Source organism: Aliifodinibius sp. S!AR15-10 (genome assembly GCF_031569985.1).
GTDB lineage: Bacteria > Bacteroidota > Rhodothermia > Balneolales > Balneolaceae > JAMQKA01.
The window spans coordinates 61,451-87,246 of the sequence record NZ_JAMQKA010000004.1; the positions used below are offsets into that span (position 1 = coordinate 61,451).

At 46.6% G+C, this 25,796-nt stretch carries 19 protein-coding genes and 1 pseudogene; all 20 read right to left on the minus strand.

Annotated elements, in window-relative coordinates; translation table 11 throughout:
- Positions 1 to 107: 107 nt before the first annotated feature.
- The 20 genes and pseudogenes from NC796_RS04175 to NC796_RS04275 all read right to left on the minus strand — a co-directional run bounded on the left by NC796_RS04175 (position 108) and on the right by NC796_RS04275 (position 25,663).
- Positions 108 to 1,616 carry a magnesium chelatase gene (locus NC796_RS04175; protein ID WP_310682387.1) on the minus strand — a complete coding sequence of 503 codons (1,509 nt, stop codon included), beginning with the start codon at positions 1,614 to 1,616 and terminating at the stop codon, positions 108 to 110.
- A gap of 290 nt (positions 1,617 to 1,906) precedes the next feature.
- Positions 1,907 to 2,317 (minus strand): hypothetical protein, encoded by a 411-nt coding sequence (locus tag NC796_RS04180; RefSeq protein ID WP_310682390.1) that lies wholly within the window; start codon positions 2,315 to 2,317, stop codon positions 1,907 to 1,909.
- A gap of 231 nt (positions 2,318 to 2,548) precedes the next feature.
- Positions 2,549 to 4,098: pseudogene (locus NC796_RS04190) on the minus strand (MFS transporter).
- A gap of 58 nt (positions 4,099 to 4,156) precedes the next feature.
- Complete coding sequence (locus NC796_RS04195; protein ID WP_310682396.1) at positions 4,157 to 5,551, minus strand: alpha-amylase family glycosyl hydrolase; 1,395 nt, start codon at positions 5,549 to 5,551, stop codon at positions 4,157 to 4,159.
- A gap of 151 nt (positions 5,552 to 5,702) precedes the next feature.
- Complete coding sequence (locus tag NC796_RS04200) at positions 5,703 to 6,704, minus strand: LacI family DNA-binding transcriptional regulator (protein ID WP_310682397.1); 1,002 nt, start codon at positions 6,702 to 6,704, stop codon at positions 5,703 to 5,705.
- Between the two features lie 44 nt (positions 6,705 to 6,748).
- Positions 6,749 to 8,080 (minus strand): aminodeoxychorismate synthase component I, encoded by a 1,332-nt coding sequence (gene pabB, locus NC796_RS04205; protein WP_310682399.1) that lies wholly within the window; start codon positions 8,078 to 8,080, stop codon positions 6,749 to 6,751.
- A 4-nt stretch (positions 8,081 to 8,084) separates the two neighbouring features.
- Positions 8,085 to 8,954: an aminotransferase class IV gene (locus tag NC796_RS04210; RefSeq protein WP_310682401.1), complete on the minus strand. Its 870-nt coding sequence runs from the start codon at positions 8,952 to 8,954 to the stop codon at positions 8,085 to 8,087.
- Positions 8,947 to 9,486, minus strand: a complete 540-nt coding sequence (locus tag NC796_RS04215; RefSeq protein WP_310682403.1) for a TlpA disulfide reductase family protein — start codon at positions 9,484 to 9,486, stop codon at positions 8,947 to 8,949. Before NC796_RS04215 ends, NC796_RS04210 begins: the two co-directional genes overlap by 8 nt.
- 12 nt (positions 9,487 to 9,498) lie before the next feature.
- The gene (locus NC796_RS04220) at positions 9,499 to 11,274 is read right to left on the minus strand and encodes a glycoside hydrolase family 13 protein (RefSeq protein ID WP_310682405.1); all 1,776 of its coding nucleotides are present in this window, start codon (positions 11,272 to 11,274) and stop codon (positions 9,499 to 9,501) included.
- A gap of 75 nt (positions 11,275 to 11,349) precedes the next feature.
- Positions 11,350 to 12,339 (minus strand): 6-phosphofructokinase, encoded by a 990-nt coding sequence (gene pfkA / locus NC796_RS04225; RefSeq protein WP_310682407.1) that lies wholly within the window; start codon positions 12,337 to 12,339, stop codon positions 11,350 to 11,352.
- 40 nt (positions 12,340 to 12,379) lie between these two features.
- Positions 12,380 to 13,144: a tetratricopeptide repeat protein gene (locus tag NC796_RS04230; RefSeq protein ID WP_310682409.1), complete on the minus strand. Its 765-nt coding sequence runs from the start codon at positions 13,142 to 13,144 to the stop codon at positions 12,380 to 12,382.
- Between the two features lie 143 nt (positions 13,145 to 13,287).
- Positions 13,288 to 14,544, minus strand: a complete 1,257-nt coding sequence (gene ispG / locus NC796_RS04235) for a flavodoxin-dependent (E)-4-hydroxy-3-methylbut-2-enyl-diphosphate synthase (RefSeq protein ID WP_310682410.1) — start codon at positions 14,542 to 14,544, stop codon at positions 13,288 to 13,290.
- A gap of 75 nt (positions 14,545 to 14,619) precedes the next feature.
- Positions 14,620 to 15,468, minus strand: coding sequence for a rhomboid family intramembrane serine protease (locus NC796_RS04240; RefSeq protein ID WP_310682412.1), 849 nt, complete (start codon positions 15,466 to 15,468; stop codon positions 14,620 to 14,622).
- Positions 15,469 to 15,745: 277 nt separating this feature from the next.
- Positions 15,746 to 17,239: a M48 family metalloprotease gene (locus NC796_RS04245; RefSeq protein ID WP_310682414.1), complete on the minus strand. Its 1,494-nt coding sequence runs from the start codon at positions 17,237 to 17,239 to the stop codon at positions 15,746 to 15,748.
- Positions 17,240 to 17,352: 113 nt separating this feature from the next.
- Positions 17,353 to 19,266, minus strand: a complete 1,914-nt coding sequence (locus NC796_RS04250) for a DUF2779 domain-containing protein (RefSeq protein ID WP_310682416.1) — start codon at positions 19,264 to 19,266, stop codon at positions 17,353 to 17,355.
- A 9-nt stretch (positions 19,267 to 19,275) separates the two neighbouring features.
- Complete coding sequence (gene murB / locus NC796_RS04255) at positions 19,276 to 20,313, minus strand: UDP-N-acetylmuramate dehydrogenase (RefSeq protein WP_310682418.1); 1,038 nt, start codon at positions 20,311 to 20,313, stop codon at positions 19,276 to 19,278.
- 5 nt (positions 20,314 to 20,318) lie between these two features.
- Positions 20,319 to 21,623 carry a hemolysin family protein gene (locus NC796_RS04260; protein ID WP_310682419.1) on the minus strand — a complete coding sequence of 435 codons (1,305 nt, stop codon included), beginning with the start codon at positions 21,621 to 21,623 and terminating at the stop codon, positions 20,319 to 20,321.
- A gap of 282 nt (positions 21,624 to 21,905) precedes the next feature.
- On the minus strand, positions 21,906 to 22,361 hold the full coding sequence (locus NC796_RS04265) for a single-stranded DNA-binding protein (RefSeq protein WP_310682421.1): 456 nt from the start codon (positions 22,359 to 22,361) through the stop codon (positions 21,906 to 21,908).
- 663 nt (positions 22,362 to 23,024) lie between these two features.
- Positions 23,025 to 24,218, minus strand: a complete 1,194-nt coding sequence (locus NC796_RS04270; RefSeq protein WP_310682423.1) for a phosphoglycerate kinase — start codon at positions 24,216 to 24,218, stop codon at positions 23,025 to 23,027.
- Positions 24,219 to 24,259: 41 nt separating this feature from the next.
- Positions 24,260 to 25,663 carry a hypothetical protein gene (locus NC796_RS04275; protein ID WP_310682425.1) on the minus strand — a complete coding sequence of 468 codons (1,404 nt, stop codon included), beginning with the start codon at positions 25,661 to 25,663 and terminating at the stop codon, positions 24,260 to 24,262.
- Positions 25,664 to 25,796 lie beyond the last annotated feature (133 nt).

The window sequence follows — 25,796 nt, forward strand, 5'->3', positions numbered from 1 at the left end:
CTGCATTGGATAGAGCCGAATCAGCTTTATTGATTTCTAAATCAAACAAATTAGCCTTGTGAGATCCTGAAACAAGTTCAGGATGACACAACATTAAGTAACCTTATCTAGTTATCAAAGTCTTCAAAATCGTCGAAGTCTCCCATGGAACCAAGCATGCTACCGAGCATATCAGTGTACGATCGGTGGTCGTCCAGATCCTCTTTGCCCAGCATGGAGTTTTGGTGAAGTGCTTCGATCGTCAGATCCATAAGCACAAACTTATCTTCGCTGAAGTCCATTTTTGCATTCTTTTCAACAAATTGAGCTAGTCCGGCTACACTGTTGAGGGCTTCCTCATACTTTTGAGCACTGAGATCATCGGGCATGTCCAGTTCATTGCCGTTGGCAAACCAGTCCAGTATTTCCTGGTACACATTCTCTTTCTCCTCCCCTTTTTTCTTCTGTTTTTGGGGATCGGGAAAGTGTTTAATAAATATCTTCTTGACCGCCTTTCCGATGATATGTTTGGCCACATTGATCGCCCCCTCTTGCTCACCTTCATAAACCAGCTCCATTTTACCGGTAAGGGCAGGCACAACATGATAGAGGTCTGTGATCCTGGCCCTAGTTTCATTTTCTCCATTAATCAACGCACGGCGCTCAGCCGATGAAGTAAGCTGTTCCATAGCAGTGATCGTCATCCGGGTTGATACCCCGCTTTTCTGGTCTATATACTCCGATTCACGCGCTTCAAATGCAATTTGCTCCAGTATTTCCTTGATTATCTGCGGCACATGAACGGTCACAGTACCATTTCTCGATCTCCAGGCCTCCTGCTCGGTTATCTTCATACCAACCTTCAGCTCTCGCGGATAGTGCGTCAGGATCTGCGAATCGATGCGGTCCTTTAGCGGTGTAATGATGTTGCCACGGCTGGTATAGTCCTCGGGATTGGCAGAGAAAAACATCCCTACATCCAATGGTATACGCACGTTGAAACCGCGAATCTGGATATCCCGCTCTTGCATAATGTTCAGCAGCGCTACCTGGATGCGGGGTTGAAGGTCCGGCAGCTCATTAATGGCAAATATGCCGCGATTGGTCCTCGGGATAAGTCCAAAATTTATGACGTTCTCGTCGGCCAGGGTCAGCTTTTTTGTCGCCGCTTTGATTGGGTCAATATCGCCAATCAGGTCGGCCACGGTGGTATCGGGCGTCGCCAGCTTCTCCCCATAGCGGTTGTCGCGGTGGACCCACTCGATCGGGGTATCATCACCCATTTCTTCAATTTTCTCACGGGCAAACTTTGAGATCGGCTTAAATGGGTCGTCATTGATCTCAGAGCCCTTTACAATCGGCATATATTCATCCAGGAAGTTAACCAGCATGCGCAGGATTTTTGTTTTTGCCTGTCCCCTGAGTCCCAGCAGAATAAGATCGTGCTTGGCCATCAGTGCGTGCTGGATCTGGGGAACAACCGATTTTTCATAACCAATAATTCCGGGAAAAAGAGTTTCACCACACTTAATTTTTTCGATCAGATTTCGGCGGATCTCTTCCTTCACCGAAACTGATTCCCAACCGCTTTCTTTCAATTCACCTAGCGTTGACACTTTTTTATGGAGATCACTCATAAATCTAAATCAAAATTTTACTTTCCGTTGCTATCGTGATAACCGTTTAGAATTGGTAATCATTCAATCTGTAAAAATCTTCTGCAGGTTATCTATTATTCGTTGGTTATACATCACAGATAAGAAATATTAACTGATAATGAAATCTTTTATTGGATCATATCTTGGAAGCGTACGACTCTGCTTCGCCTGTCCCGACAGCTGTACGGGATAAAAGAAACCAAGATATTCATGTTCAAAGCTCCTTCCGGGTTATTGAGGTTTGCACCTCCAGTCTTTCCCGGAAGCTGCTACAGGGTTTCTTTCTTAACGCCTCCGCTGCGTTTGTCCGGGCGGCTCATATATGCGTAGACCGGAGGGGTAAAGCCCAACTCCACCGGCAGCCCCAAGTCCAGAAAATCCCTGCTTTCGGTGCCAGCAACGTCTCCCAACGTTGATAAGCAGGACCCGGAATGAAGCTCTGATAGAACAATATCTGGGATTTTATGGTGAGTTTTTTGGTTTAAGTTCTTGAGTCCGACTCCCGGCGGATTTTCCTCACCGAAAAAATGAACACCCCATAAAGAGCCTACCGGTTGCAACTGGATTTCAGGATAGCGATGGCCGGTACCGGCTGTATCATATGCAGGGTAATTTGATAAAAACCCATAAAGCCTTGCATTTCGATCACCCAATTTATCCGTTAAAGCATTGTCACGCATAGAATTATCTTGTCAAAAGGAAGTCCTATTTAAAATGGTGACTGTGCTCAACATTGCTTCAAAGACAAGTCTGGTGCATGTAAACAGCAGATTACGCTGAATACGCAGATAATTTTAGTGATTTTTGTCTTGAAAGAGATGAAACCAATCTCTTGATATTTTAGTAAATGGTCTTCTTTCAACTGTTTGGTATCTGATCTCAGGCAAACAAAACGCGTAACAACTGCTTCCCTACCCCACAGTTTCAGGTGTTTTCTCAATTTCTTTGGCGGCCTTGTCATCTACGAACAGCATTACCAGTGCCGCTACTCCCATCGATGCACCACCGGCTATGAGGGCAAAAATCGCTTCTCCCCCAAAAAGTTACGCAACATAAATCCAAGGATACTGGCTGCTACAATCTGCGGAACCACAATAAAAAAGTTAAAAAGTCCCATGTAAACACCCATCTTTTCACCCGGGATGGCACCGGAAAGTATGGCATACGGCATGGCCAAGATGCTGCCCTAGGCCAGACCAATACCCACCATCGGGAGCAGTAGCATAGTGGGGTCGCTGACCAGGTAGATGCCCGCCAGGCTTGCTCCGCCGATCAAAAGAGATGAGGCGTGAACTGCTTTTCGGCTGGTCCACTTGGCAGCTCTCGGGAGTCCGAAAGCGATTAAAGCAGCAAAGCCATTATATACTGCAAAGCAGATACCGACCCAGTCGGCGCCTTCGTTGTAGAGAACAGACGTCGCATCGCTTGTTCCATAAATATGAGAAGTAACTGCCGCCGTTGTGTAAATCCAGAGAGCAAAAAGAGCAAACCAGGAGAAAAACTGTACCACCGACAACTGCACCATCGTCTTTGGCATATTCAGAAAATCGGAGACGACCACAACCAGTCCGTGCTCTTTTTTGTCCGCCTGCTGCAGTAATCCGGCAATGCCCATTACCACGCCAAATGCAGCAACGCCAATACTAAAAATGTAGAGCTCTTTCTCATATCCACCGCTATACACTAAATATGTTAGCCCCAGTCCTATTGCAATAAAGGTTATAGCAGATACAAACTTTTGACGAATGCCGCCTTCTACTAACTCTCCCTTTGCAGCATCAATAAGAGAATCTGTTTCCCGGGAATCCCTGGCATAGCGTTCAAACTCTTCAGGCGGATATTCCTCCGTTTTCAAGACGGTCCAGAGCACAGCTCCCAAAAAAGTAATTCCCCCAAGATAAAACGACCATTTAACCGCCGGTGGAATTTCTCCTGAGGGAGCAGTATTTGAAAGGCCGATCCAATTGGTCATGATATAAGGGAGTGCCGAGGCAATAACCGCGCCGGTGCCAATAAAGAAGGTCTGCATGGCAAACCCTTTGGTATGCTGTTCCGCCGGCAGCATATCGCCCACGAATGCCCGAAACGGCTCCATCGATATGTTAATCGAAGCGTCCATGATCCAAAGCATACCTGCTGCTACCCACAGGACCGGAGAATTGGGCATGATTAAGAGTGCTAATGAGGCAAAAATTGCCCCAAAAAGGAAGTAGGGGCGGCGCCCGAGACTATTCCAAGTTTTATCGCTCATATGGCCAATGATCGGCTGAACGACCAAGCCGGTCACCGGTGCGGCAATCCACAAGAGCGGGATGTTGTCAATACTGGCACCAAGTGTCTCAAAGATGCGGCTGACATTGGCGTTTTGTAGAGCAAATCCGAATTGTATCCCCAAAAAGCCAAAGCTCATATTCCAGATCTCCCAGAAAGAGAGGCTGGGCTTCATGTGCTTCTTTTTCATAAAATCCCTGTTTATGATCCCCTTCTATTGGTAAAATAGAATACCATAAATACCAAACCTATTTTTCTAATACAAGGTGACTGTGGGCAGGTATCGCAACTTGTTGTTTACCCACAGTCAGTGTTTCTCCGCTGAACACATCACTATATTCAGTGGGTCTGATATCTTGCAACGCCACCTGCTGTTCCTGCCCGGTAAGGTTCAGGACCACCAGTACTTCACTGTCTCCCTTGACGCGTTTATATGCGTATATGCTCTCTGATGGGCTGGTTTGTACATGCTGAAAATGTCCACCATGCTGACCGTTCCAAAGTGCCTCATTTCTATCTTTAAGTTCAAAAAGTGTCCGGTAAAAGTCTTCATATTCATAACCGTCCCAGTCAATGGTATCTTTCTTGAAGAATTCCAATCGCTGCTCCAATCCGGTCTCCTGTCCGCTATAGATAAGCGGCATGCCGTCAATTGTGGATGCCATAACGGCAAAATTCTCAAAGTTATCACCAAACAACTCCTCGTCAGTTCCGTTCCAGGAATTTTCATCGTGATTGGTTGTGAAATAAAGCCGGTAAGCGTGCCCTGGGTAGAGGGAGTCCTGCCTGGCCATGTATTCGGTCAGTTGATCCAGCGAGGCTTCCCCCTTTGCGATCTCGGTGGTTAGATGGAAATATTCCCATGTATAAGTGGCATCAAACCACGGATGCATCTCCGGGGTGTTCCACTCAGCCAGCCAAAAGAAATCTTGCTTGACGTTATTCACTTCAGGAATCGCTTTTTTCCAGAACTCCAGCGGTATGTCGTGGCCTGCATGATCCACCCGGTAACCGTCAATATTGGCCTCTTCCACCCAATACTTTAGCTTTTCGATCATATCGTCCCACAGCGCCCTGTTCTCGTAATTAAGCTGTGCAATATCGGTCCAGTCGGCTTCATAGGTAATGTTGCCTAATGAGTCTTTCATGTAATATTCCGGGTGCTCTGTCACCCACGGGTGATCCCACGCGGTGTGGTTTGGCACCATATCCAGGAACACTTTCATATCGTTGGCATGTATTGCTCGCACCAGGTCAAAGAAATCCTGCCTGGTACCAAAATTCGGGTTCACCGCGGTATAATCTTTTATCGAATAGTAGCTTCCCAGTTCCCCTTTGCGTCTTTTCTCTCCTATCGGGTGGATCGGCATGAGCCACAGGATATCAACTCCCATATTCTTTAACCTGGGTAATTCCTTTTGGAATGCTTTAAAAGTGCCCTCCGGGGTGTACTGGCGAATGTTCACCTCATATATATTTGCACTCTTCGACCATTCAGGATGCTCAATGTGTTCCGAAGCCGAGGTAATAGCTGAGTCTTGAGTAGCTTCCTCTGCTGAACGAGTACAGTTCCATCCCAGCAGACCTACTGCCAGGATCAGAAATAGTATTTTATATTTTAAACAGGAAAGAAAAGGCCTCATACTAAAAAGAATTAAGTTGTAAGTTATATCAGCAGACCCCCTTCCCTGAGATTTCCCGGGCCCACAGATCACAAATCAGGAATGTAAGCGCTTACAAAGGTATGAATTGTTAATCTCATTCTCCAATTTTAAATGTTGGCAGGGTCAACTCCTATACATCTGTGCTGGATCGAAGCACCAGTTCTGGAGTAAACTCTTTATGGGTAGGAGTAAGTTTGCTGTTCTTCATCTTATTCATCAGCCGTTTGGTGGCATACATTCCCATATCATACATCGGCTGACGGATCGTTGATAACCCGATATAATTTGAGATGGTGATATCATCGTAGCCGATTACGGGTATTTCCACACCTTTCTCCTTCATCGCCTTGAGGGCTCCCACGGCCTGGATATCGGAAGAACAAAAGCATGCTTCCGGCGGATTTGGCAGTTCCAGCAGTTTGCTCATCGCTTCGTACCCGTTTTCCTCGGAAAAGCCATCGCGATACATAGAGTCGCCTGTCATGATGAGCTGCTCATCCACCGGCATGTCCGCCTTTTTCAATGCTTTTTTGTATCCGTCAATCCGCTGTTTGCTCGGCTTGGAGCTTTTCATTGCGCTGATCATTGCTATCCTTTCATACCCACTTTCAAGGAAATAATCCATCGCCTTCTGCACGCCCTCCTCATTATTGACCGTCACAGAATCGGACCCAGAAAAGGACTCGTCAATCAGCGTAATCGGCATGTCGTGCCTTTTCAACTTTTCCAGCTGCTGCTCCTGCATGTGAGTAGAAATAAAAAGATAACCGTCGGCCCAGCCCCGTTTTAAAATATTCTCCACCTCATGGAACATACTCTCTTCACTGTTGCTCCCGACGTTGAAAATATTCAAATCGTACTTGTAGTTGGTCATTTCGTCCTGAATACCGGCCAGTACCTCCATAAAAAAGTAGTTGGAGAGAACGGGTACGACAACCATTATAATATTCTTCTTGTTGCGAGCAAGCCCCTGTGCGTAAGCCTGGGGATGATACCCCAGCTCATCAGCAACTTTTAACACCTTTTTACGGGTCTTATCGGCTATACCCTCACTTTTATTGATCACTCTTGAGACTGTGGCGATACTCACACCCGCCTCTTTCGCTATGTCATAAATCGTAGTTTTCGCCATCTACTCTCAATTATGCCCATTTTCAGGTTGGACTTCGGGCAATTTTATTTAATCAATTCTGTTTCAATCTGTAAACTTTTTTGATCTTTTGAAACCGCCGAGGTCAGCGCCTTCGCTTTTACCAATGTTTCCTGCCACTCCCTGCCCGGTTCAGAATCGCTGGTTATGGCTCCACCTACAGAATAGTAAAGCTGATCCTGTTTAATAACTGCGGTTCGAATTACAACGTTAAAATCAAAATTGCCACCCGGCGCCAGGTAACCGATCGCACCAGAATAAATTCCGCGGCGATAGCCCTCCAGCTCCTCGATCGAGCGCATAGCGCTAATTTTGGGAGCCCCGGTCATGGATCCCATAGGAAAACACGCCCGGATGATATCGGTTGAAGCTACCTCGTCCACCAAAGCCTCTATGGTTGAAACCATCTGGTGTACAGTCTCAAAGGACTGCACTTCAAACAGATTGGAAACCTTGACGGAACCGGTTTTAGCTATCCTACCGAGGTCATTGCGCACCAAGTCGACAATCATCAGGTTTTCCGCCCTGTTTTTTTCCGAGGATTGCAGCCACTGTTTTAGCTCTTCATCTTCAGTTACTGAGTTGCCCCTGTGGATTGTCCCCTTTATCGGTTGAGAAAATACTCGGCTTCCCTCCCTGGCAAGGAAACGTTCCGGGGAAGCACAGCACACACTCCAACTGTTGCCCTCATCCGCAAAATGCAGATAGGCCCCAAAAGGCACCGGCCCAACCCGTTTCATATCCTCATAGAGCCCATAAAAACAACCCGAAAAATCGCCCTGCATCTGGTGAGAGAGGTTTACTTCGTAGTAATTTCCTTCCCTGATATGGTTCTTTGCTTGCCGGATAATGCCGCGGTATGCCTGTTCTGTAACCCGAGGTTCAACGTTTTTTAACCTGTAATCAAGTTGTTGAGATGTAATCTCGGAACCGGTATTTGCCGGAATTTTTCCTTTTATCACCGACCATCCATTCTGGGTGATTTGTATCAGCAAGCCCGGGTTCATCATAAAAAGATCGGGTGCCCCCACCTGGTCGCGGTTGTTGGATTCCAGCTTCTCCAGGTGATTCTTGAGATCATAGCCCAAGTATCCGAAAAGCCACCCGTCAGTTTCAGATTGAAACTGTTTGAGCTCTTCCCAGGGATCGGCATCAGGCTTCTTATGAATTTTTTTTCCAAGTCTTCGGTAAACCTGGTTCCCATATGCCCATATTTCGGCTTTGGGCATCGCCGCCAAGTAAGTTTTTTGAGCTGCGGGATGTAAATATGACTGCGATTCCAGCAGCACCACGGCTCCCTTGCTCTGCAACATAGGGATGAGTGTGGAGAGGTTGATATTTCGATTTGACGGCTTCAAAAAACTATGCTAACAACTTATTTTTATATGATTTGAATGCTTCTTTCAACTTAAGAAAAAACGAATTCTCCAGGCTAAACGTTTGGTCATCGATTTTTCTAACAGGTACTAACTCGCGGACCGAATTACAGATCCAGGCCGCATCTGCATGCTTGAGATCCGCTGTTGTAAACTGCCCTTCCCTTACGCTGACGTCAAATTTTGTTGCCAGTATTTCGAGTATCATATTCCGCGTTATCCCGGGAAGGATGTCACAATCAATTGAGGGAGTACACACGGTTTGGTCATTGACCCAAAAAATATTTGCGATGGTTGTTTCCGCCACAAGCCCGTCAACAGTCAGCATAAGTGCATCATCAGCCTGCTGTTCTGAGGCCTGGGTGGCGGCCTGAATGTAGTTAATACTATTGGAAAGCTTAAACCGCGGGTTCAACGCCTCCGCGGGTATACGTCGCGTAGCAACCGTAGCCAGCGATACTGCCCTAGAAATTTGAGGCAGTTTTGACACGGTAATACAATACCCGGAATCGGCCTCACGGGAGATGCTAAAACCGCGTCCCCCCTCGCGCCAAACCTGGATGCGAACAACAGCATCTTCATCCCGAAGTTGATTTTCCGTTAATAACTCCAATATTTTTTCCCTGAAACTTTTGTCCTCCAACTCAATCGATGGAATAATCCTCAGATACTCCAGTGCCCCTTTTAACCGCTCTAGGTGAGCTTCCAGCTTCAAAAAACGACCCTGGTAAGATCGAAAAGTCTCAAAACAGCCGTCGCCGTAACGAACGGCCCGGGCGTCTACCGGAATAAGAAGTTCATCCCTTCGATGGATCTGGTCATTGACTATTATCCAGGACTGTCGAGAATTACTCATTTGCGAGGTGGGTTTTCAGACTGTCATAGCGGTTCGGACCGGTGTATCCCACAAAGGTGGCCACCACTTGTCCTCCCGGATTAAAAAGAATTTGACTGGGGACGCCGGGCAAGTTCATTTCACGGTAAAAATCGGTACCGTCAACAAATTCAAATGCGTAGTTGTACTTTTGCCGATAAGCAGCGACTTCACTGCTGTCGGTACGGACCGAAGCAGCAACTACCCGCAGTGATATAAAATCCTCTTCTGGCAGTTTAGAAAGGACTTTGTGCGATTCGATTGAGGGCTCCGACCAAGTCGACCAAAAATCGAGGAGCAGGTATTGCCCCCGAAGCTGGTTTAGCAGCAGGGTATCCCTGCTTTCGATGTAGGGAAAGGCGACATAACCGAGGGAATCGGCCTCCATCATTTGTCGCTGGAAAGCAGATTCGCGGCTGGAGGTATAGCTCAATGTAGCTATCACGATGAGGATAGCCGTAACCACGGCAACCACAATCATGAATTTATTGAAATGCCTTGGATGAATCCGCATGGAACTGTACCATTATTGCGGTTCGAGTATAGCCCCGGAAAGAGCTTCTACCTTGACAGCTATCTTGTTTTCAAGTGAAACGGTCATCTCATCGCCATTCAGTAGGTTCTTGTAACCGTCAGGCGTCATAATAAACTGGGAAAGATCAAGCTTTATTTCACGGTCCTGGTCTGCACGATTAATCAGAACGATCACCGGGTTTTCTTTCTTTTGGTGTCGACCAAAAACAAGAAGATCTACCTCGCTGACCATTTTCAAATAATCACCAGTACGCAACAACTCTTGGTTGTTCCTGATCTGACCGAGTTTTTTGTACCAGTTGAACAGATCCCAATCAAATTCATTTTTATCAACCGGACGGGTTTTACCCTCGATGGGATGAGTTTTTTCATCCTCATACTCCATATCGGGCCAAAGCATCGGCTTTCGATCGTCGGGGTCATCAGCTCCCCACATGCCGGCTTCGGTTCCGTAAAACGTCATCGGTGCACCGATATAGGTATATTGGAAAAGCGCGATTAGTTTTTGTAACTGCTGTTCTTTTTTGTTTGGCTTACGAATGTTAAAGCTATCGCTGGGCATGCCCCACTGGTCAAACTTCCGCCCGGGATTTACAATTATGGACGCGAGCCGTGGAGTATCATGGCTCTCCATCAGGTTCTGCATCACATAATTGGCTTCAGCAGGATAACTCTCCCTTATGGAATCCAGCCAGTGACTAAATTCCTTAACCGTAATATCCCGGTCAATCATGTAGCTCTGTACGGCCTGGAAGAAACGGTAGTTCATTGAGGCGTTGAACTGTTCAGCATTGATGTAATTCACGGCGTTGTCAGTCCAGATCTCTCCCACTGTAAATGCCTCGGAGTTGATACTGCGAACCACCTCATGCCATTCCACCCAGAAATCCTGTCCGACTTCTTCCGGCACATCCAGTCGCCAGCCGTCAATACCATCAGAGGGATCGCCATCTCCGTTGGGGTCCATCCAGCGACGTGTGATATCAAAAAGATGCTCGCGCACCGGTTTTACCAGCGTTCCGTTATCGGCCTGAAATTCCGGCAAATCTTTTACGCCCCACCAGCCGTGATAAGCAAATTCTTTTCCATCCTGACCATTAAAGGAGATCACATCATACCAATCTTTAAAGGAAGAATCCTCCTGGTTCTTTTTAAGATCCCGGAACGCCCAAAAATCGCTGCCTGAATGGTTAAATACACCGTCAATAATGATCTTCATTCCCCGTTTATGGACCTCCTCAATAAGCTTGAGGAATAGCTTGTCGGCTGATGTCCACTGCCAGGTAGAGGGATCTTCCGGGTCCTCCTGCTCCATAATCGCCACATCTCCTTCGGGATCGGGCCCAAAAAAGCGATCGATGTGGTGAAAATGGCTGGTATCGTATTTATGCAGAGATACGGCATCAAATACGGGGTTCAGGTAGATCGCCCCGATGCCCAATTCTTCGATATAATCCAGCTTGTCCAGGATACCCTGGAGATCACCACCATAGCGCCGGTGAAAAACGCTGTCTCTGAACCGAGGACCAAGTTTTTTCTCCCATTCAGCTCGTTCGTACCAATCGCCGGTCCAGGAACTAACCTCCCAGCCCTCGGGGCCGTCAACTCGCTCTGCAGTGGGATCATTGGAAGGATCCCCATTTCTAAAACGTTCTGGAAAAATTTGATACCAGATCACGTGCTTGGCCCATTCCGGAGTATGGTAGGGCACCTTGTCACGGGTCTCTTTTACCGTGATATCCTTTTGCGGGTGCTGCATCATTTGCATAATCAGATCCTGCTTTCTTTTGAGTAAATAGTCTTTATTGATGAAACCATCATCATATCAGACTAATTTACATAATTAAATAGATACGATGTCAGCAATTTTTAACAGATCTTCATCAATTGTGTTACGTTGCTTGGTCGCTTTTTCCAAGTTTGTGTGGACCACTTTGTGATTCTGAACACCAACCATTATCCTTTTTTTGCCACCTTTCAGGGCTTCGACGGCAGCCACTCCAAGCCGGCTGGCCAATACACGGTCGGCACAACTTGGTCGCCCGCCGCGTTGGATATGCCCCAGCACTGTTACTTTAATTTCATATCGCTCACCAAACTTCTGCTTTACATTGTCTGCGAGTTCGTAAATACTCCCCGATTTTTCGCCTTCCGCGACGATCACGAGGCGGGATGTTTTGTTACGTCTTGAGCTCTGTTCTAGCGATTGAATAAGTTTGTCCATTCCACGGTCTTTTTCCGGGATCAGGATCTCCTCGGCACCGGCAGCAATTCCGGAGCTTATAGCGATATATCCGGAATCACGGCCCATTACTTCGATGAAAAACAAGCGGTTATGTGAAGTAGCCGTATCCCTGATCTGGTCAACGGCCTCAATTACTGTATTTGTCGCTGTGTCGAAACCGATAGTAAAATCGGTACCTGAAATGTCATTATCAATGGTTCCGGGAATGCCCAGCACCGGGAAATCAAATTCTTTACCAAAAATATTAGCCCCCTGGAATGTTCCATCACCACCAATAACAACCAGTGCTTCTATACCGCGTTTTTGCAGGTTGTCATAGGCCTTTTGTCTACCCTCTTTTGTTCTAAAGCCGTCGCATCTAGTAGACTTAAGTATCGTACCCCCCTGGTGAATGATATGCTTTACAGAGCCGGCCTCCATCCTGTACATATCATTTTGTATTAATCCCTCATATCCTTCGCGGATGCCATAGGGGGTAATATCATAATAAATACAGGCACGTACGACGGCCCGGATAGCGGCGTTCATTCCCGGAGCATCACCGCCAGATGTGAGCACACCAATTTTCTGTAGCTTTTGATCAGACATAGTTCAACAGTTAAAATTATTTGATTTTAAAATAGATGAGTTATCGTAATGCGTTAAGGAGATTTCTGCATTTGTCCAGCCATTTGGGGTCATCAGGTGTCATTGGTTCTTTTTTCAGCGCCTTTTGACACGTTCCGATGGCTTGCTGGTCTTTTCCTAAGTGCTTGTAAATTCTGGCTAAATCGTAGTAGTAGAGAATATTTTCGGAATTCAGTTCAATCGCTTTCTCAATTGAACGCATCGCCTTGGTTTCACTTGCTTTCGGGATGCCTCCGAAGAGCGTGTTGGCAGCCAGCCGTTCCACAAAATTTAAATTGGCCACCTTAAAATGCCAGCGTCCCAATACATGCCAGGCTCCGGCATTTGTGCTGTCCAGTTGAATAGCACGTTCGGCATATTTTTTTATATCACGGGAAGCTTCAACTCGTTCACGCGCGCCAGAGACCATCGCCTTCCGTCCAAGGGCAACGGAGGCTACAAAATTGGATTGGGTATCAGTCGAATCCACGTTCAGAGCACGTTTCGCCAACGCTATCGCCCGATCATAATAGGAACGCTGCTGCTCACCCTCGAGACGGTATCCTATCCTAGAGTACAAAAAGCTAGTACGCCAGAGAGCAGTATAATTGTCCGGATTGTGATTCAAAATGGAAGTATATAATTCCAGTGCTTCAGCTTCATCAAAATTATCATACAGGGAATCCGCCCTGGAAAGCTCTTTCTCCAATGCAGCATCCTGTGCTAAGCCAATACTTGTAACGGTCATTATAATCATGGGAAGTATGAAAAAATCTTTCATACCCATTGCATAACCTTGGTTTCAAAATGAACGGAATATAACAAATTACAAGGTAATACCTAGAATTGTGAATCCTTGTATTATGCACGTTAACTAAAGGAGTGCTGATAAATGTCGAAAGAATTTTGCACAATATGTGCTCAAAAACACTACCCTTCCAAGGTAGGCTCTTCCGCTTTTTTCTCTCCGTTTGATTTGGAGTAATTACGTATCACATAGTCATCCAGAATACTTCTGAACTCCTCCCCGATGCCTTCTCCACGGAGTGTTGTATAATGTTCGCCATCCATATAGACGGGGGCTGCCGGTTCTTCGAACGTTCCGGGCAGTGAAATGCCGATGTTGGCGTTACGGGATTCCCCGGGACCATTAACGACGCAGCCCATAACGGCCACATCCATCTCTTCTACGCCGGGGTACACCTCACGCCATATAGGCATCATTTCGCGCAGGTATTCCTGGATCTCATCGGCCAGTTCCTGGAAATAAGTACTGTTGGTTCGACCACAGCCGGGACATGCTGTCACCTGGGGAATAAAATTACGGATGCCGAGTGACTGCAGAACTTGCTGGCAGACACGGACCTCTTCCGCACGATCTCCCCCCGGCTTGGGCGTCAGTGATACACGAATGGTATCGCCAATGCCCTCTTGCAGGAGTACCGAAAGCGCAGAGGTGCTGGCTACAACGCCTTTCATACCCATTCCGGCCTCGGTAAGCCCCACATGCAGTGGATAGTCAGTAATCTCAGCAATACGGCGATACACGGCGATGACATCCTGCACGCCGCTCATCTTACAGCTTATAATAATTTTGTTTGAGGATAGGCCAACTTCTTCAGCAAGATCGGCTGAACGACGGGCACTTTCCACCATGGTATCGAGCATAACCTGTTTTGAAGATTTGGGCTTTTCCCGCTCGTTGTTCTCATCCATCTTTTGAGCCAACAGTTGCTGGTCCAGGGAGCCCCAGTTCACCCCGATGCGCACCGGCTTGTCATACTTTATCGCCTGTTCAACGATGGTACAAAAATTCTCATCCCGCTGCCGGGTACCTACATTCCCGGGGTTGATCCTGAATTTGGCAAGCGCCTGGGCCATATCGGGATATTCGGGAAGCAATTTATGACCGTTATAATGAAAATCCCCGATAATCGGTACCGTGACGTCCTGTTTGAGCAGCTTTTCTTTGATATGGGGGACCGCTTCTGCGGCCTGCTTGTTGTTAACCGTGATTCTAACCAGTTCGGATCCCGCTTCGTGGAGATATTTCACCTGATCTACGGTTGCCTCAATGTCGGCAGTATCGGTATTGGTCATTGACTGAACAACGATGGGGGCACCGCCTCCAACAGGCACATCTCCGACCATTACCTGGATAGATTTACGTCGCTGAATGTTAGACATAAACTGTAACTAAAATTTGGATGTGAACTTTGTAGTTGAACGGAACAACAGGTTGTTAAAGCTGAATTCAAACCGTCAGTTTTTCTTGCTGAGCTCAAACAATTTCCTTTTTTCCTCTTTGGTCAGCCCGTCGTACCCTTTTTTCGAGATTTTTTCGAGAATTTCATCGAGTTCTGACTGGTCACTTTCTTCCACGATTTCAACGTCTGATACGGAGCGAAGATTGCTCGATTTTCGTGTACTTTTCTTTTTCTTGTAGGCGCCCCGCAAATTATACCAAAAATTTTCAATTGGCCGCACAAGCGCACTTAGATCAATGCCCTGTTGCTGGTACCGCATCAACAGGTACCCGATACCCGCTCCGCCCAGGTGTACAATTCTTGCGGTATTGTCGGATGAACCCAGGAACAGCAAATCGAGCGCAATTAACCCGGCCACAACATAACGCGCCTCAATAGGAGGCAGCAGGAAAAGCATAATCGGCATCCGGGGGAACAACATAGCAAATGCCACCATTACGCCAAAGACTGCCCCAGAAGCACCGATTACCAGGTTGATGCCAACAAACTGAGCAAAAGCAATATCCAGCAGCGCACCACCGATTCCCGAGCCGAAATAGATCACACAAAACGTTCGGGGACCCAGCGTTTGCTCTACCGAACGCCCCATCCACCAAAGCCAGAGCATATTAAAAATCAGGTGGAAACCGCCGGCGTGCAGAAACATGTAGGTAACGAGTCGCCACGGCTGGATGACAGCGGTCGGCAGATCGGGATTAAATGCCATTGTACTTATGAAAAGATCATTAGCACCCAAAATCTGCAATAAAAATACGACTACGTTAATCGTAATTATAGTACGGATAGCTACCGGCAGGCCTAGGTATCCGCGCTTCAATGAATTTCCAAATGAATCGTTGTACATGACTCTTACTCTAGATACAAAACATTAAACATAACCAGTCGTAACGTCATAAATTTGATGTTCGTTTCTGGGTCTTCTAAAAATACAAATAAGAACGTCAAGATTGTAGCTGTTTTCCAGCATCTATGCATTCTTTATTAAAAGAGTAGCGTATTCATTGTCAAACTTATCGCCCTCTTACTCCAATTTAGCCCCGGTCACAGTGCCTGACTGGAGGATTCAATTTTGATGAAATATTTCTATAAAGCTTTTGGATGATCGGTGAAGAATTTCACAATCACTGCCTTGGAATTTTCAGATACTGGCCCTGCTCAATCTGGCTGTCAAGATGGACCTGGTTGACAATGGCCAGCTCTTCTGCCGTAATATCCATCGGAAGTTCTTCAGGCAAAAACGAGCTGAATGTCCCCGAACGGTCGGTTTTGATTACCTGCAGGCGCACCGGTTGAATACCAAGAATATCCGAATCTGTCAACTCACGAAATCCATCGGTGGTTGCAAAGAAGTTTGATTTCTGAGAATCAAACTGTACGGCCGTGGTGTACGAAATAAATCGATACACGTTGCCACCATATTCAATACCATACACATAGATACCGAGTTTGGTACCATCCTGTGTTGTGGCATTGGCCGTCGCCTCGTAAGCCGGAAGGTCGCTGTCGGCTGCAGCAGATTGTTCAGTAACCGTGATCCCCTCTTGGCTCACAAAATTCTGGACCGATTGCTGTGCCCCACCTGCCTCAGAGTCAATCTGCATAATCATCACGGCATTGCCATCCTCATTGGCTAAAATAACGCGAGTCGGCTCATTAATAACCTGCCAACCTGTGGGTACCGGGAACTGAAATTCCAATTCGGGATGGTAAAATACATTGCCCCTGGTAAATCCTTCCCGGGGATTATTACCATAAATAATCCCGTCGATGGTATTCATATACCCGTCTTTGTTTATTTTGGTCTGCTCATATCCTTTTTCTTTCCATTCTTCAGCAAGCTGTGGAATTCGTTTTTCACGTTCGCCGGGCTCCGGGTGAGTAGACAAAAATGAAGGGATATTCTGCCCCGACTTGTCCGACAAACGCTTTAGAGAGGTAAAAAAGTCAGCACCCTCCGCCGCCACGTAGTGTTGCATGGCCGCATACTCTACGCCCAACTGGTCCGACTCCCGCTCGTCATCACGTCCATACTGCAGGAAGAGAAGCTGCGTGGCCGTACTTCCCAGGTTCAGCAGATCCTGCCCAGGGAGTCCCAACAGTTCCTGTCCAGCAATAGCCCCACCGACCAGGGCTATCTGCCCAACCTGTTGTTCAAAGGCCCGTTGCGAGGCGTGCCGGGCGGCAACGTGACCAATCTCGTGTCCCAGCACGACGGCAAGCTGAGCTTCGTTATTCAGATGTGAGAGCAGTCCGCGTGTTATGTAAACGTATCCCCCGGGCAGCGCAAATGCATTGACCACCGGGCTGTTCAGCACCCTAAAATAAAATTCGGTATTCTTGTACTTGGGATCCGTATTCTCACGACGCATATGGCTCACAGAAAGCACCTCCTGTCCAAGTTCTTCCACATAATTCCTGACTTCCTGATCATCGTACACCCCGTATTGCTGCTGGATTTGTCCATCTGCCTCCTTTCCGATTTGGAGCTCCTTTTCCCAGCTATAACCGTAAGCGCGACTCTTGCCCGAAACCGGGTTTTTCTGAACCACACATGCGCTGACAGTAAGCGAAACGATCAGAATGGGAATTGAAAACCATGACAGTAGACGTATCATTATATCTCTTCTTTTCTTTTTATCTCTGATTAATACTGCATTTAAAGCAGTTGCAATATAATTAGCTCCATATCTCTTGGGTAGCTTTAAGCGCCTAATTTTTCATTAAATCTCTACTCATTTTGACGACTGCGGATTTCTTTGAGTTTTTCCTGCCAATGCATGTAAATCATAACCAGAGCAAGCGTGTCCAGTTCACAATAGCTAAGCAGCCCTCTGATTAAAGATTCTACAGCCTCCGGTTCATTCAACCCATTCCGCAACTCACTATATGCCACCATCGCTTCTGTTCCACGCCCAACCGCATTTTCCCCCTCGTCACGGAGGATATCATATGGATTTTCCAGCTGCTGCTTTTCCTGCTGCCACCATACGATGTCCGTGAAGTTATTGCTGCTATAAGGACGAGAGAAACGTTCTTTCAAGACGGGACTAATCTTCATCACGGAAAGCAGTACATCTTTGATGCTGAGCGAATCCTTCATCTCGGCATTGTAGTAATAATTCTTCACCAAATGCCCCAGATCAGCCAGTTGTGGCGATGGGGTGCCTTTTCCCCCAACAACTTTTTCGAGCCATTGGATCAGATCCTGTGCACCCGGAACCCGATCACTTTCTTGCTGGAGTTCTCCTCGAATTCGACGGAGTGCTGAACGCTCAAATCCAGAATAATGAACAATAGTGCCGCTAAGGATACCGGGTATCTTTTTGAGCTCGGCAACCAGCTCATAATTGGGATAGCTGTCATCTCCGCGGTGCACCCACTGGTGGTGATGCAGAGAACCATCTCCGTGGAGTGTATGGCATGAAAATTGGAATACCACTTGATGATACGGTTTTTTACCAGCTCGAATGGGAACAGCGAAACTACCGGCTTCGAAATCCAGGAAATGCAGGGGAAATTCCCAGTCCTGAATTTCATCTAACAACTGCGGTTTAATGATTTCATCCGGCACCTTCCTTCCCTTGGCTTTGGCTATCTGGAGTATGCGGCGGTGATGGTCGGTAATACGTCCTTTTGACCGGGCAATCTGTTCCGGTTGGATCTTCTCCTCCAGCGGGATTTCATGCTGTAAAAAAATTTTGTCCTGCAGTAGCTCACCGTTACCGGCACCGATCAGGTCAAAAATGTGGGCATCTCCATTTTTTTCCTCCAAAACATCTTTCCAACACTCCTCAAACCCGCTTATTTCCTGTTGACCAAGGCTCATCGGATCGACTCTGAATTCGCAATTTCCACATTTTTTACCCACATCGGTAACTTTCTTTTCTCCACTAAAATACCACTCAGAAAGTTGCAGAACTATCTCTTCAAATGAATAGCGATCAGCTTCAACGTAGTCATTTCGATCGTCAAAAAGTGGTTCTCTTCCATCCCAAATGGCATTTATTTGATCTATTACAGGGACAAATGCGAGTAAATCACTCATATCCTCAACTTCCACGGGCACCCCCGATACTAGTTTCTGATCCAAATTATCTATTGGAGCTGTAGCTGTTTTATCAGGTAATACCAGGTAGGGCTCCAGTTTCCAGTGGGGATACAGCTTTTTTATTACCAGGAGTTGATACGCAAAATCACGCAAATAGTCTATCCACTTGGAGTGAATACGGCCCTGGCGATTGGTCATGGAGTAGCGCTGTGGATCAAACGCCTTTGTTTGCAAGTTGTAAATGCGAACTCGCTCTCCGTCTTTTTCCAGTAGTGGAACGCGTGAGAACAGGGATCGATAAAGGAACGCCGCGTTATAAATTACGGTATAATCCTGTTCCAAAAGTTGTGCCGTTTCCTCAGCCATATGCTCCCGGTCGCCATGGGCAACTCTCTTACCTTGGGGATACAGTCGCTCCAGGAGCAACCGTAACTGTCGCTTGTTATAGCGTATATGGGCGATAAAAGGGAGCGCTTCCTCTCGCTCGGGGTAAATTGAAGGACGGGCTTTGTAATATAATTTTGTCGGACAGTTACAACCGGTGCGAAACAGGTACTTGGTGAAGTAATCGGAGCTGGATTCATTTCCGGACATAACGGTTCGCTATGAGATGATATTTACTTCTGGGTCCAGGTCGATGCCAAAAACATCGTGCACAGACGCCTTCACTTTTTGAGCAAGCTGTAGAATCTCGCGTCCCGTAGCCCCGCCATGGTTGACAATGACCAAGGCCTGATTGCGATACGTTCCGGCATTGCCAAGGACTTTGCCCTTCCAACCGGTTTCTTCAATCAGCCAACCCGCCGGAACTTTAACAGTATCATTATCCAGCGGATACCCCGGAATCTCGGGATAATCAGCCTTCAACTGCTCGAATTTTTGCTTGCTAACGACCGGATTCTTAAAAAAACTACCGGCATTACCCAGCGCTTTGGGATCAGGAAGCTTACTCTGCCTAATCTCAATCACCACATCACTGAGATCCCGGATCGTCGGGCTCTCTATCCCCTTTTCTTCCAATTTAGCTTGAATCGCCCCGTAAGAGGTGTTCAGTTTGGGCTCTTTGTCCAGGCGCAGAGTGACGCTTGTAATAACCTGTTTCCCTTTAAGCTCATTTTTAAAAATGCTGTCCCGGTAATCAAAATGACAATCATCGTAAAAAAATGTACGTGTTTCACCTGTTACAATATCAACTGCTTCCAGCGATTCAAACACTTCCTGCAGCTCTACGCCGTATGCCCCGATATTCTGAATAGGTGCAGCCCCGACTGTACCCGGAATCAGGGACAGGTTCTCGATGCCTCCCCACCCTTTTTCCACGCAGTGCAGCACCAGATCGTGCCAGATCTCTCCCGCGCCCGATCGAACCCATACATGCTTTTCATTCTCCTTTACTTTCTCAATTCCCTTGATCGCAATATGGATTACCAACCCATCGAAGTCGTCCACAAAAAGCACATTGCTGCCACCCCCCAGCACAAATTTGCGGATTTTTTGGTTTTCCGGATCCTGCAACACCTGCACCAGTTGTTCTTTCGACTCTGCTGAGATGAACTGGGCAGCATTGGCGTCCACCCCCAGGGTGTTGTAGGATTTCAGGCTTTGATCTTCTTGAAGTTGCAATGAGGTGGTGTCTGACATCCTCTCTAATCTTTGCTTTTGAGTGGGGTTCGTTTTTTAAGCGTCTCGGGATTTAGCCGTACCCTGAGCTTACGAACCCGGTTGTTTTGTACTGAGTGAATAGTGAGCTCCAGGCCTTTGAAATACACGCGTTCCCCCACATTGGGAATCCGTTCGGTAAGGTGGTAGACCAAGCCCCCGAGTGTTTCATACTCATCCTCCTCAGTTGTCAGCTCGCATCCCACAATTTCCTCCATGTCATCAAGATCGATGCGGGCATCAAAAATGAAGACGCCATTTTTAAATTCAGTGAAAAGTTCTTCGTCGTTCTCTTCATAATCATCAGAGATCTCACCCACAATCTCCTCCAGGATATCGTCGAGCGTGATCAGACCTTCAGTGCCCCCGTATTCATCCACTACAATGGCAATGTGCGTCTTCTCCTGCTGAAATACCCGAAGTAGGTCATCCAGCTTTTTGGTGGCAGGGACAAACAGCGGCTTCCGGGCGATGGTGCGCCAGTTGATGGTGGTGCGTTCAATGTCAGAATTGATGTAGGGCAGCACATCTTTCGAATAAATGATGCCCAGAATATTATCCAGGTCATTCTCAAAAAGCGGCATCCTCGAAAAACTCTTATCCCGGATAATGGTAAGTACACTTTCCAGCGTATCTTCTGTCGAAATCGCCACGATATTCACACGCGAGGTCATAATTTCGCGCACGGAGGTAGTCCCAAATTCAATCACATTTTCAATAATCTCACGCTCATCACTTCGGATTGAACCCTCCATTTCACTCACTTCTGCCATAGTCATAATATCTTCGGTCGACATCCGGTTGGGAGGTTTGGGCAGCCGTTCTTCCAGGCTGATGGTACTTTCGGCAATTACTTTTGACAGCGGTTTCAGTATCCAGTAGAAGACATAAATAAAACGGGCCAGCCGTCGTGAAATCTTGAGCGGGTTGTTAATGGCAATAATTTTGGGCGTAATTTCACTCAGGATCAAAATGGTAAAGGTCAGTGCAACGACCTCTACAATGTATACCACAAGCTCAGAGTAGCCAAGGTAAACTGCTACAGAACCCGTAATAACTGCAGCCAACACCGATGTAATGATATTGGCAAACGTATTACCGATCAGGATTGTGGCCAGCAGCCGACGTGGTTTCTCCAGCATCCGAATGATCAGCTGGTCGGCTGAACCGCTTTGTTCACTCTCATCGAGCACATCCAGCTGCTTGGAAATGGAGAAAAAAGCGACCTCCGACCCCGAAAAAATTGCGGAAAAAACGAGTCCCGCCACAACAACCAGAAGCTGTATTGCCAAGTCTACCGCATTGATTGTTTCATGATATACGGCAACCTCTTGCAAAAAAGATAAAATCGTATGTAAGCCTATACTACTGGGATCGTCCAATGACCTTGCTATATCTTTAATTATAACCTATAAGCTACGTATTGACGCCATGCGGTGCAACTATCTGCTGTATTGTTAATATCGGAATCCATTTGATAAAAAAGGTGATGAAGCAGATCTCCATCACCTTTTTAAATTGGATTTTAGCCGAAATAAATATTTCCGGCTATTTCTCACACATGACTAGTTTAGCTAGAATGGCAGGTCATCATCCAGATCGTCAAAATCCTCATCCAGCTCTACTTTGCTATCAACTGGTTTTGAGGAGCTTGTTCCCTGTGGTTTATCCGGCACAACGCGCGTGTCTCCGCGGTCGCCTTTACTGTCCAGCATGGTGAGCGTCAACGCTTTGATCTCAGTAGTGTACTTAGTTTGGCCGTCACGGTCTTCCCATTGTCGCGTTTGAATTGGACCTTCAATATAGACTTGGGAGCCCTTTTTAAGGTACTCCTGGCATATTTCAGCGAGTCGTCCCCACGCTACCACCCGGTGCCACTCGGTATTCTCTTTCCACTCTCCCGAACTGTCTTTATATCGCTCGGAAGTAGCCACCGAAAGATTGGCCACAGCGGTATTGGATTGCGTGTAACGAACTTCAGGATCTTGTCCCAAACGCCCTATGATCATAGCTTTGTTCAAAGAACTCATAATAGTTACCTCAGTGTGTGTTTTTTTAGCTTTCGTGCATAAGGTAGATATAATTCAGAGGAAATCCTTACAGAAAAATTTGAAAAAAATGTATTTTGGGGGATTTTTGGGTCAAACGTTTACAAAAATCTTCCCTGTTTCTACAGCTTGCATAACACAACCTGTGCGATTCCCAGTGTAGTAATTTTGCATTCAAATGCTCTAATATAAAACGATGGATATGTGGTTGCGAATCTCTTTTATAATACTGTTACAGGTGGCAGAGCTTGACCGCCGTTGTGCAACTTTTGCGGTTATTCATACCAGTTGATAACCTCCCTCAAATGAGTTTATATCCCAGTGCTCTTGTGGGATATCCCCGAAATCGGGCAACTCGGACTGAGCTATTAACAGTACCGGTTTAAAAAAGCCAACATATTCCACAAACAAACTCCTTGATTTGAAGCATACGACATCCCTTTGATTCAATTATAATGAATAGCGTCCCGTTAAACAGAACTGTTAGATAGAATACTATCTAGAAATGCCAATATCTATTAAAAAAACTGTTAAATCTGTAAACCCTTGATTTTACTTTTGTTATACATTTTTCCTAAAAAATAAAACCCTCCAACGTTTTAAATCGTTGGAGGGGTAATAAGAATTGATGGCTGTAGTTGTCACCTACTTGTTTGTCAAGGCTAAAACTCCCGGTAAGTCTTTGCCTTCCAAGAACATCAGGCTGGCCCCGCCTCCCGTCGAAACATGGGATACTTTATCTTCCAGGCCGGTCTTTTTAATCGCTGCGGCCGAGTCTCCCCCGCCAATGATGGTTGTTGCCCCATTCTCGGTCGTTTGTGCGAGCTCTTCCGCAATTGAGAAGGTACCGTCGGCATAGCTGTCCATCTCAAAAACGCCCATCGGTCCGTTCCAGACGATGGTATTGGCATTCTTTATTTTGTTGCCGAATGCGATGGTAGTTTGTGGACCAATATCAAGACCCATCCAGCCATCTTCGATCTCATCTTCGCCTACCACTTTGTGCTCGGCATCATTTTTAAACTCCTTGGCTACAATGTGGTCGATTGGAAGTGCGAGGTCAACCCCTGCCTCCTCGGCTTTCTTCAACAATTCTCCTGCCAGCTCCACTTTTTCTTCTTCCACCAGTGAATCACCGATCGGGAGTCCCTTGGCTTTGTAGAACGTATAGGTCATGCCACCGCCGATCAGGATGGTATCCACTTTATCCAGCAGATTCTCGATAACACCGATTTTGTCGGAAACTTTTGCGCCTCCAAGAATTGCAATAAACGGATGAATAGGGTTATTGATGGCATCGCTGAGATATTTGATCTCTTTCTCCAGCAGAAAACCGGATACGGCCGGCTGTAGGAAACGGGTGACGCCTGCTACTGACGAGTGTGCACGGTGACTACTGCCAAACGCATCATTCACAAAAAGATCACCGTGGGCGGCCAGCTGCTTACAAAATTCTTCGTCATTGGCTTTTTCGCCGGCGTGGAAACGAACATTCTCAAGCACCACAATTTCGCCGGGCTTGGCCTGTGCAATTACGGATTCCGCCTTTTCTCCGACACAGTCTTCCGCAAAATAGACCTGGGTGTCCACCAGCGTACGCAGGTAATCGGCAACCGGCTTCAGACTGAGCTCTGGATCGGGGGATCCACCGGGCCGGCCAAGATGACTCATGAGGATAAGCAGTCCATTATTATCAACCACGTGCTTGATCGAGGGCAGCGCCTGGACAATCCGGTTATCGTCGGTGATCTTGCCATCCTCAATCGGCACATTGAAATCCACCCGCATTAAAACTTTTTTATTGTTTACATCAATATCCGTAAGTGTCATCTTATCCATGAGTAAAAATTGTCTTTGTTGGAAATATTTTGGTGCTGAATTTACCAGCTTATTGTAAATCGTCCAAACCCACCGTCAAACCAGGTTGGAGTTCCTGTTATCTTAGGTAATCCAATACCAGATTGCTTGTCCATGTCAAGATCATAAGAAATGCCGGCCAACAAATTAAAATTCCTGCTGAATCGATAACCAAGTGTGAAAGTCAAGCGTTCGTTATAATCTTGAATAATGGGGTAAGTTCTGCGAAAATCATAATTTCTGACCCCATTTTCAGCTTTTTCTCCCTGGGGATGAACATATTCGGCATGAAACTCGAAGCCGGCAGTTGGTCCGGAATCTCCCGGATCATATAATATCCTGCTCTTTACCGTCACGGGCTTTTCCAGGTAGTCAAATGGAATCCTTTCAAAACTAAACGGTGTCAAATCGCCGGGTACTTTTTCTCCTTCCAGGCGATCAATATTATCCCCGTATCCCAGCCACTGTTCCAAGCGCAAGAAGTTTAATTTGCCGATGGCATAAAAGCCTAACTTATTGGTGACTTGCAAATTGCCAAAGTTTAGGTCATAGCGAGAATTTTCGGCCGGTGCCCGCTTCAGTTTTGAAAATGTTCGCTGGTAGGTCACACCCACAGTGAAATTGGGATGATTATATTCCAACAGAGCTCCCAGATAGTGGGCCCACTCCTCGTCAACAAAATTGAGAGTGTCAGCGGGTTGCGTCACCACTTTCCGGGAATACGTTTGGAGTCCTCCCAACAGCTCCACACGAACGTTATGTATGAGAGGACTCACCAGTTTTAATGAGACCAATTCAGGGCTGTTGGTGTATTGATAGGTCGTTTCATACCTCGAATTATAACGGTTCCGGCTGTCGGCGGCCAGATCCTGCACCACGTTACTGGCCCAGTCCATCACCGTTACATCGACTTCCACCATCCCATCCGAAAATGTGCCGTAGCGATAATAGAATGTGGCATCAAGATCCGCTTTTTCCCTGGTTACGGTATGGGTCATTCCCAGTTGATGTTTTCCTGCCAGGGTGTGCTGGTATCCCAGGTAAAATAAAAAGCGGTTAGCCCTGAGGTTTTCCGCGTGATATCCCGCTATATTGACGGCATTCTTCGCATTTATATCAATGGTGCTTTTGATTGTGTTTTCAACGGCAAAATTTGTTGCATTTAAACTTCCCAATGACAGTCGATAGGCGTCTTCCTCGAGTTCCCATTTATAATCATCCATCAGGGTATATCGATAGGTCATCAAATCAATCTCATGTTCAGGACTCATCTCATTGAGGTGCTCCCGGAATAACCCCCTGTTGAAATGAGTGCCGCCCTGGTTATGAGAGCGATCCAGCATAAAATTTCGGACACGCTGCTCCCACTGAAACAGTGTGGCATGTCCCCCTGACTCCTGGGCAAAAACAGATGCAGACCTTCCCATCAAGCCGGGAAACAGCAAAAAGCTTAGTAGTATGTACCGTATACCTAAAATTAATTTCCCCTCTCGGATATTTAACCGTTAAGCCCTCTTTGAATCGAAGTTGAAACGTTATGTTTCAACTATGCTTTTTAAC

Coding starts and splice junctions, on each gene's coding strand:
- NC796_RS04250 (WP_310682416.1), bottom strand. CDS start 19,266: ATGTCCGGAAATGAATCCAGCTCCGATTACTTCACCAAGTACCTGTTT.
- NC796_RS04230 (WP_310682409.1), bottom strand. CDS start 13,144: ATGGGTATGAAAGATTTTTTCATACTTCCCATGATTATAATGACCGTT.
- NC796_RS04210 (WP_310682401.1), bottom strand. CDS start 8,954: ATGAGTAATTCTCGACAGTCCTGGATAATAGTCAATGACCAGATCCAT.
- NC796_RS04240 (WP_310682412.1), bottom strand. CDS start 15,468: ATGTACAACGATTCATTTGGAAATTCATTGAAGCGCGGATACCTAGGC.
- NC796_RS04275 (WP_310682425.1), bottom strand. CDS start 25,663: ATGGGAAGGTCTGCATCTGTTTTTGCCCAGGAGTCAGGGGGACATGCC.
- pfkA (WP_310682407.1), bottom strand. CDS start 12,339: ATGTCTGATCAAAAGCTACAGAAAATTGGTGTGCTCACATCTGGCGGT.
- murB (WP_310682418.1), bottom strand. CDS start 20,313: ATGTCAGACACCACCTCATTGCAACTTCAAGAAGATCAAAGCCTGAAA.
- NC796_RS04175 (WP_310682387.1), bottom strand. CDS start 1,616: ATGAGTGATCTCCATAAAAAAGTGTCAACGCTAGGTGAATTGAAAGAA.
- ispG (WP_310682410.1), bottom strand. CDS start 14,544: ATGTCTAACATTCAGCGACGTAAATCTATCCAGGTAATGGTCGGAGAT.
- NC796_RS04265 (WP_310682421.1), bottom strand. CDS start 22,361: ATGAGTTCTTTGAACAAAGCTATGATCATAGGGCGTTTGGGACAAGAT.
- NC796_RS04200 (WP_310682397.1), bottom strand. CDS start 6,704: ATGGCGAAAACTACGATTTATGACATAGCGAAAGAGGCGGGTGTGAGT.
- NC796_RS04215 (WP_310682403.1), bottom strand. CDS start 9,486: ATGCGGATTCATCCAAGGCATTTCAATAAATTCATGATTGTGGTTGCC.
- NC796_RS04245 (WP_310682414.1), bottom strand. CDS start 17,239: ATGATACGTCTACTGTCATGGTTTTCAATTCCCATTCTGATCGTTTCG.
- NC796_RS04220 (WP_310682405.1), bottom strand. CDS start 11,274: ATGCAAATGATGCAGCACCCGCAAAAGGATATCACGGTAAAAGAGACC.
- NC796_RS04180 (WP_310682390.1), bottom strand. CDS start 2,317: ATGCGTGACAATGCTTTAACGGATAAATTGGGTGATCGAAATGCAAGG.
- NC796_RS04270 (WP_310682423.1), bottom strand. CDS start 24,218: ATGGATAAGATGACACTTACGGATATTGATGTAAACAATAAAAAAGTT.
- NC796_RS04195 (WP_310682396.1), bottom strand. CDS start 5,551: ATGAGGCCTTTTCTTTCCTGTTTAAAATATAAAATACTATTTCTGATC.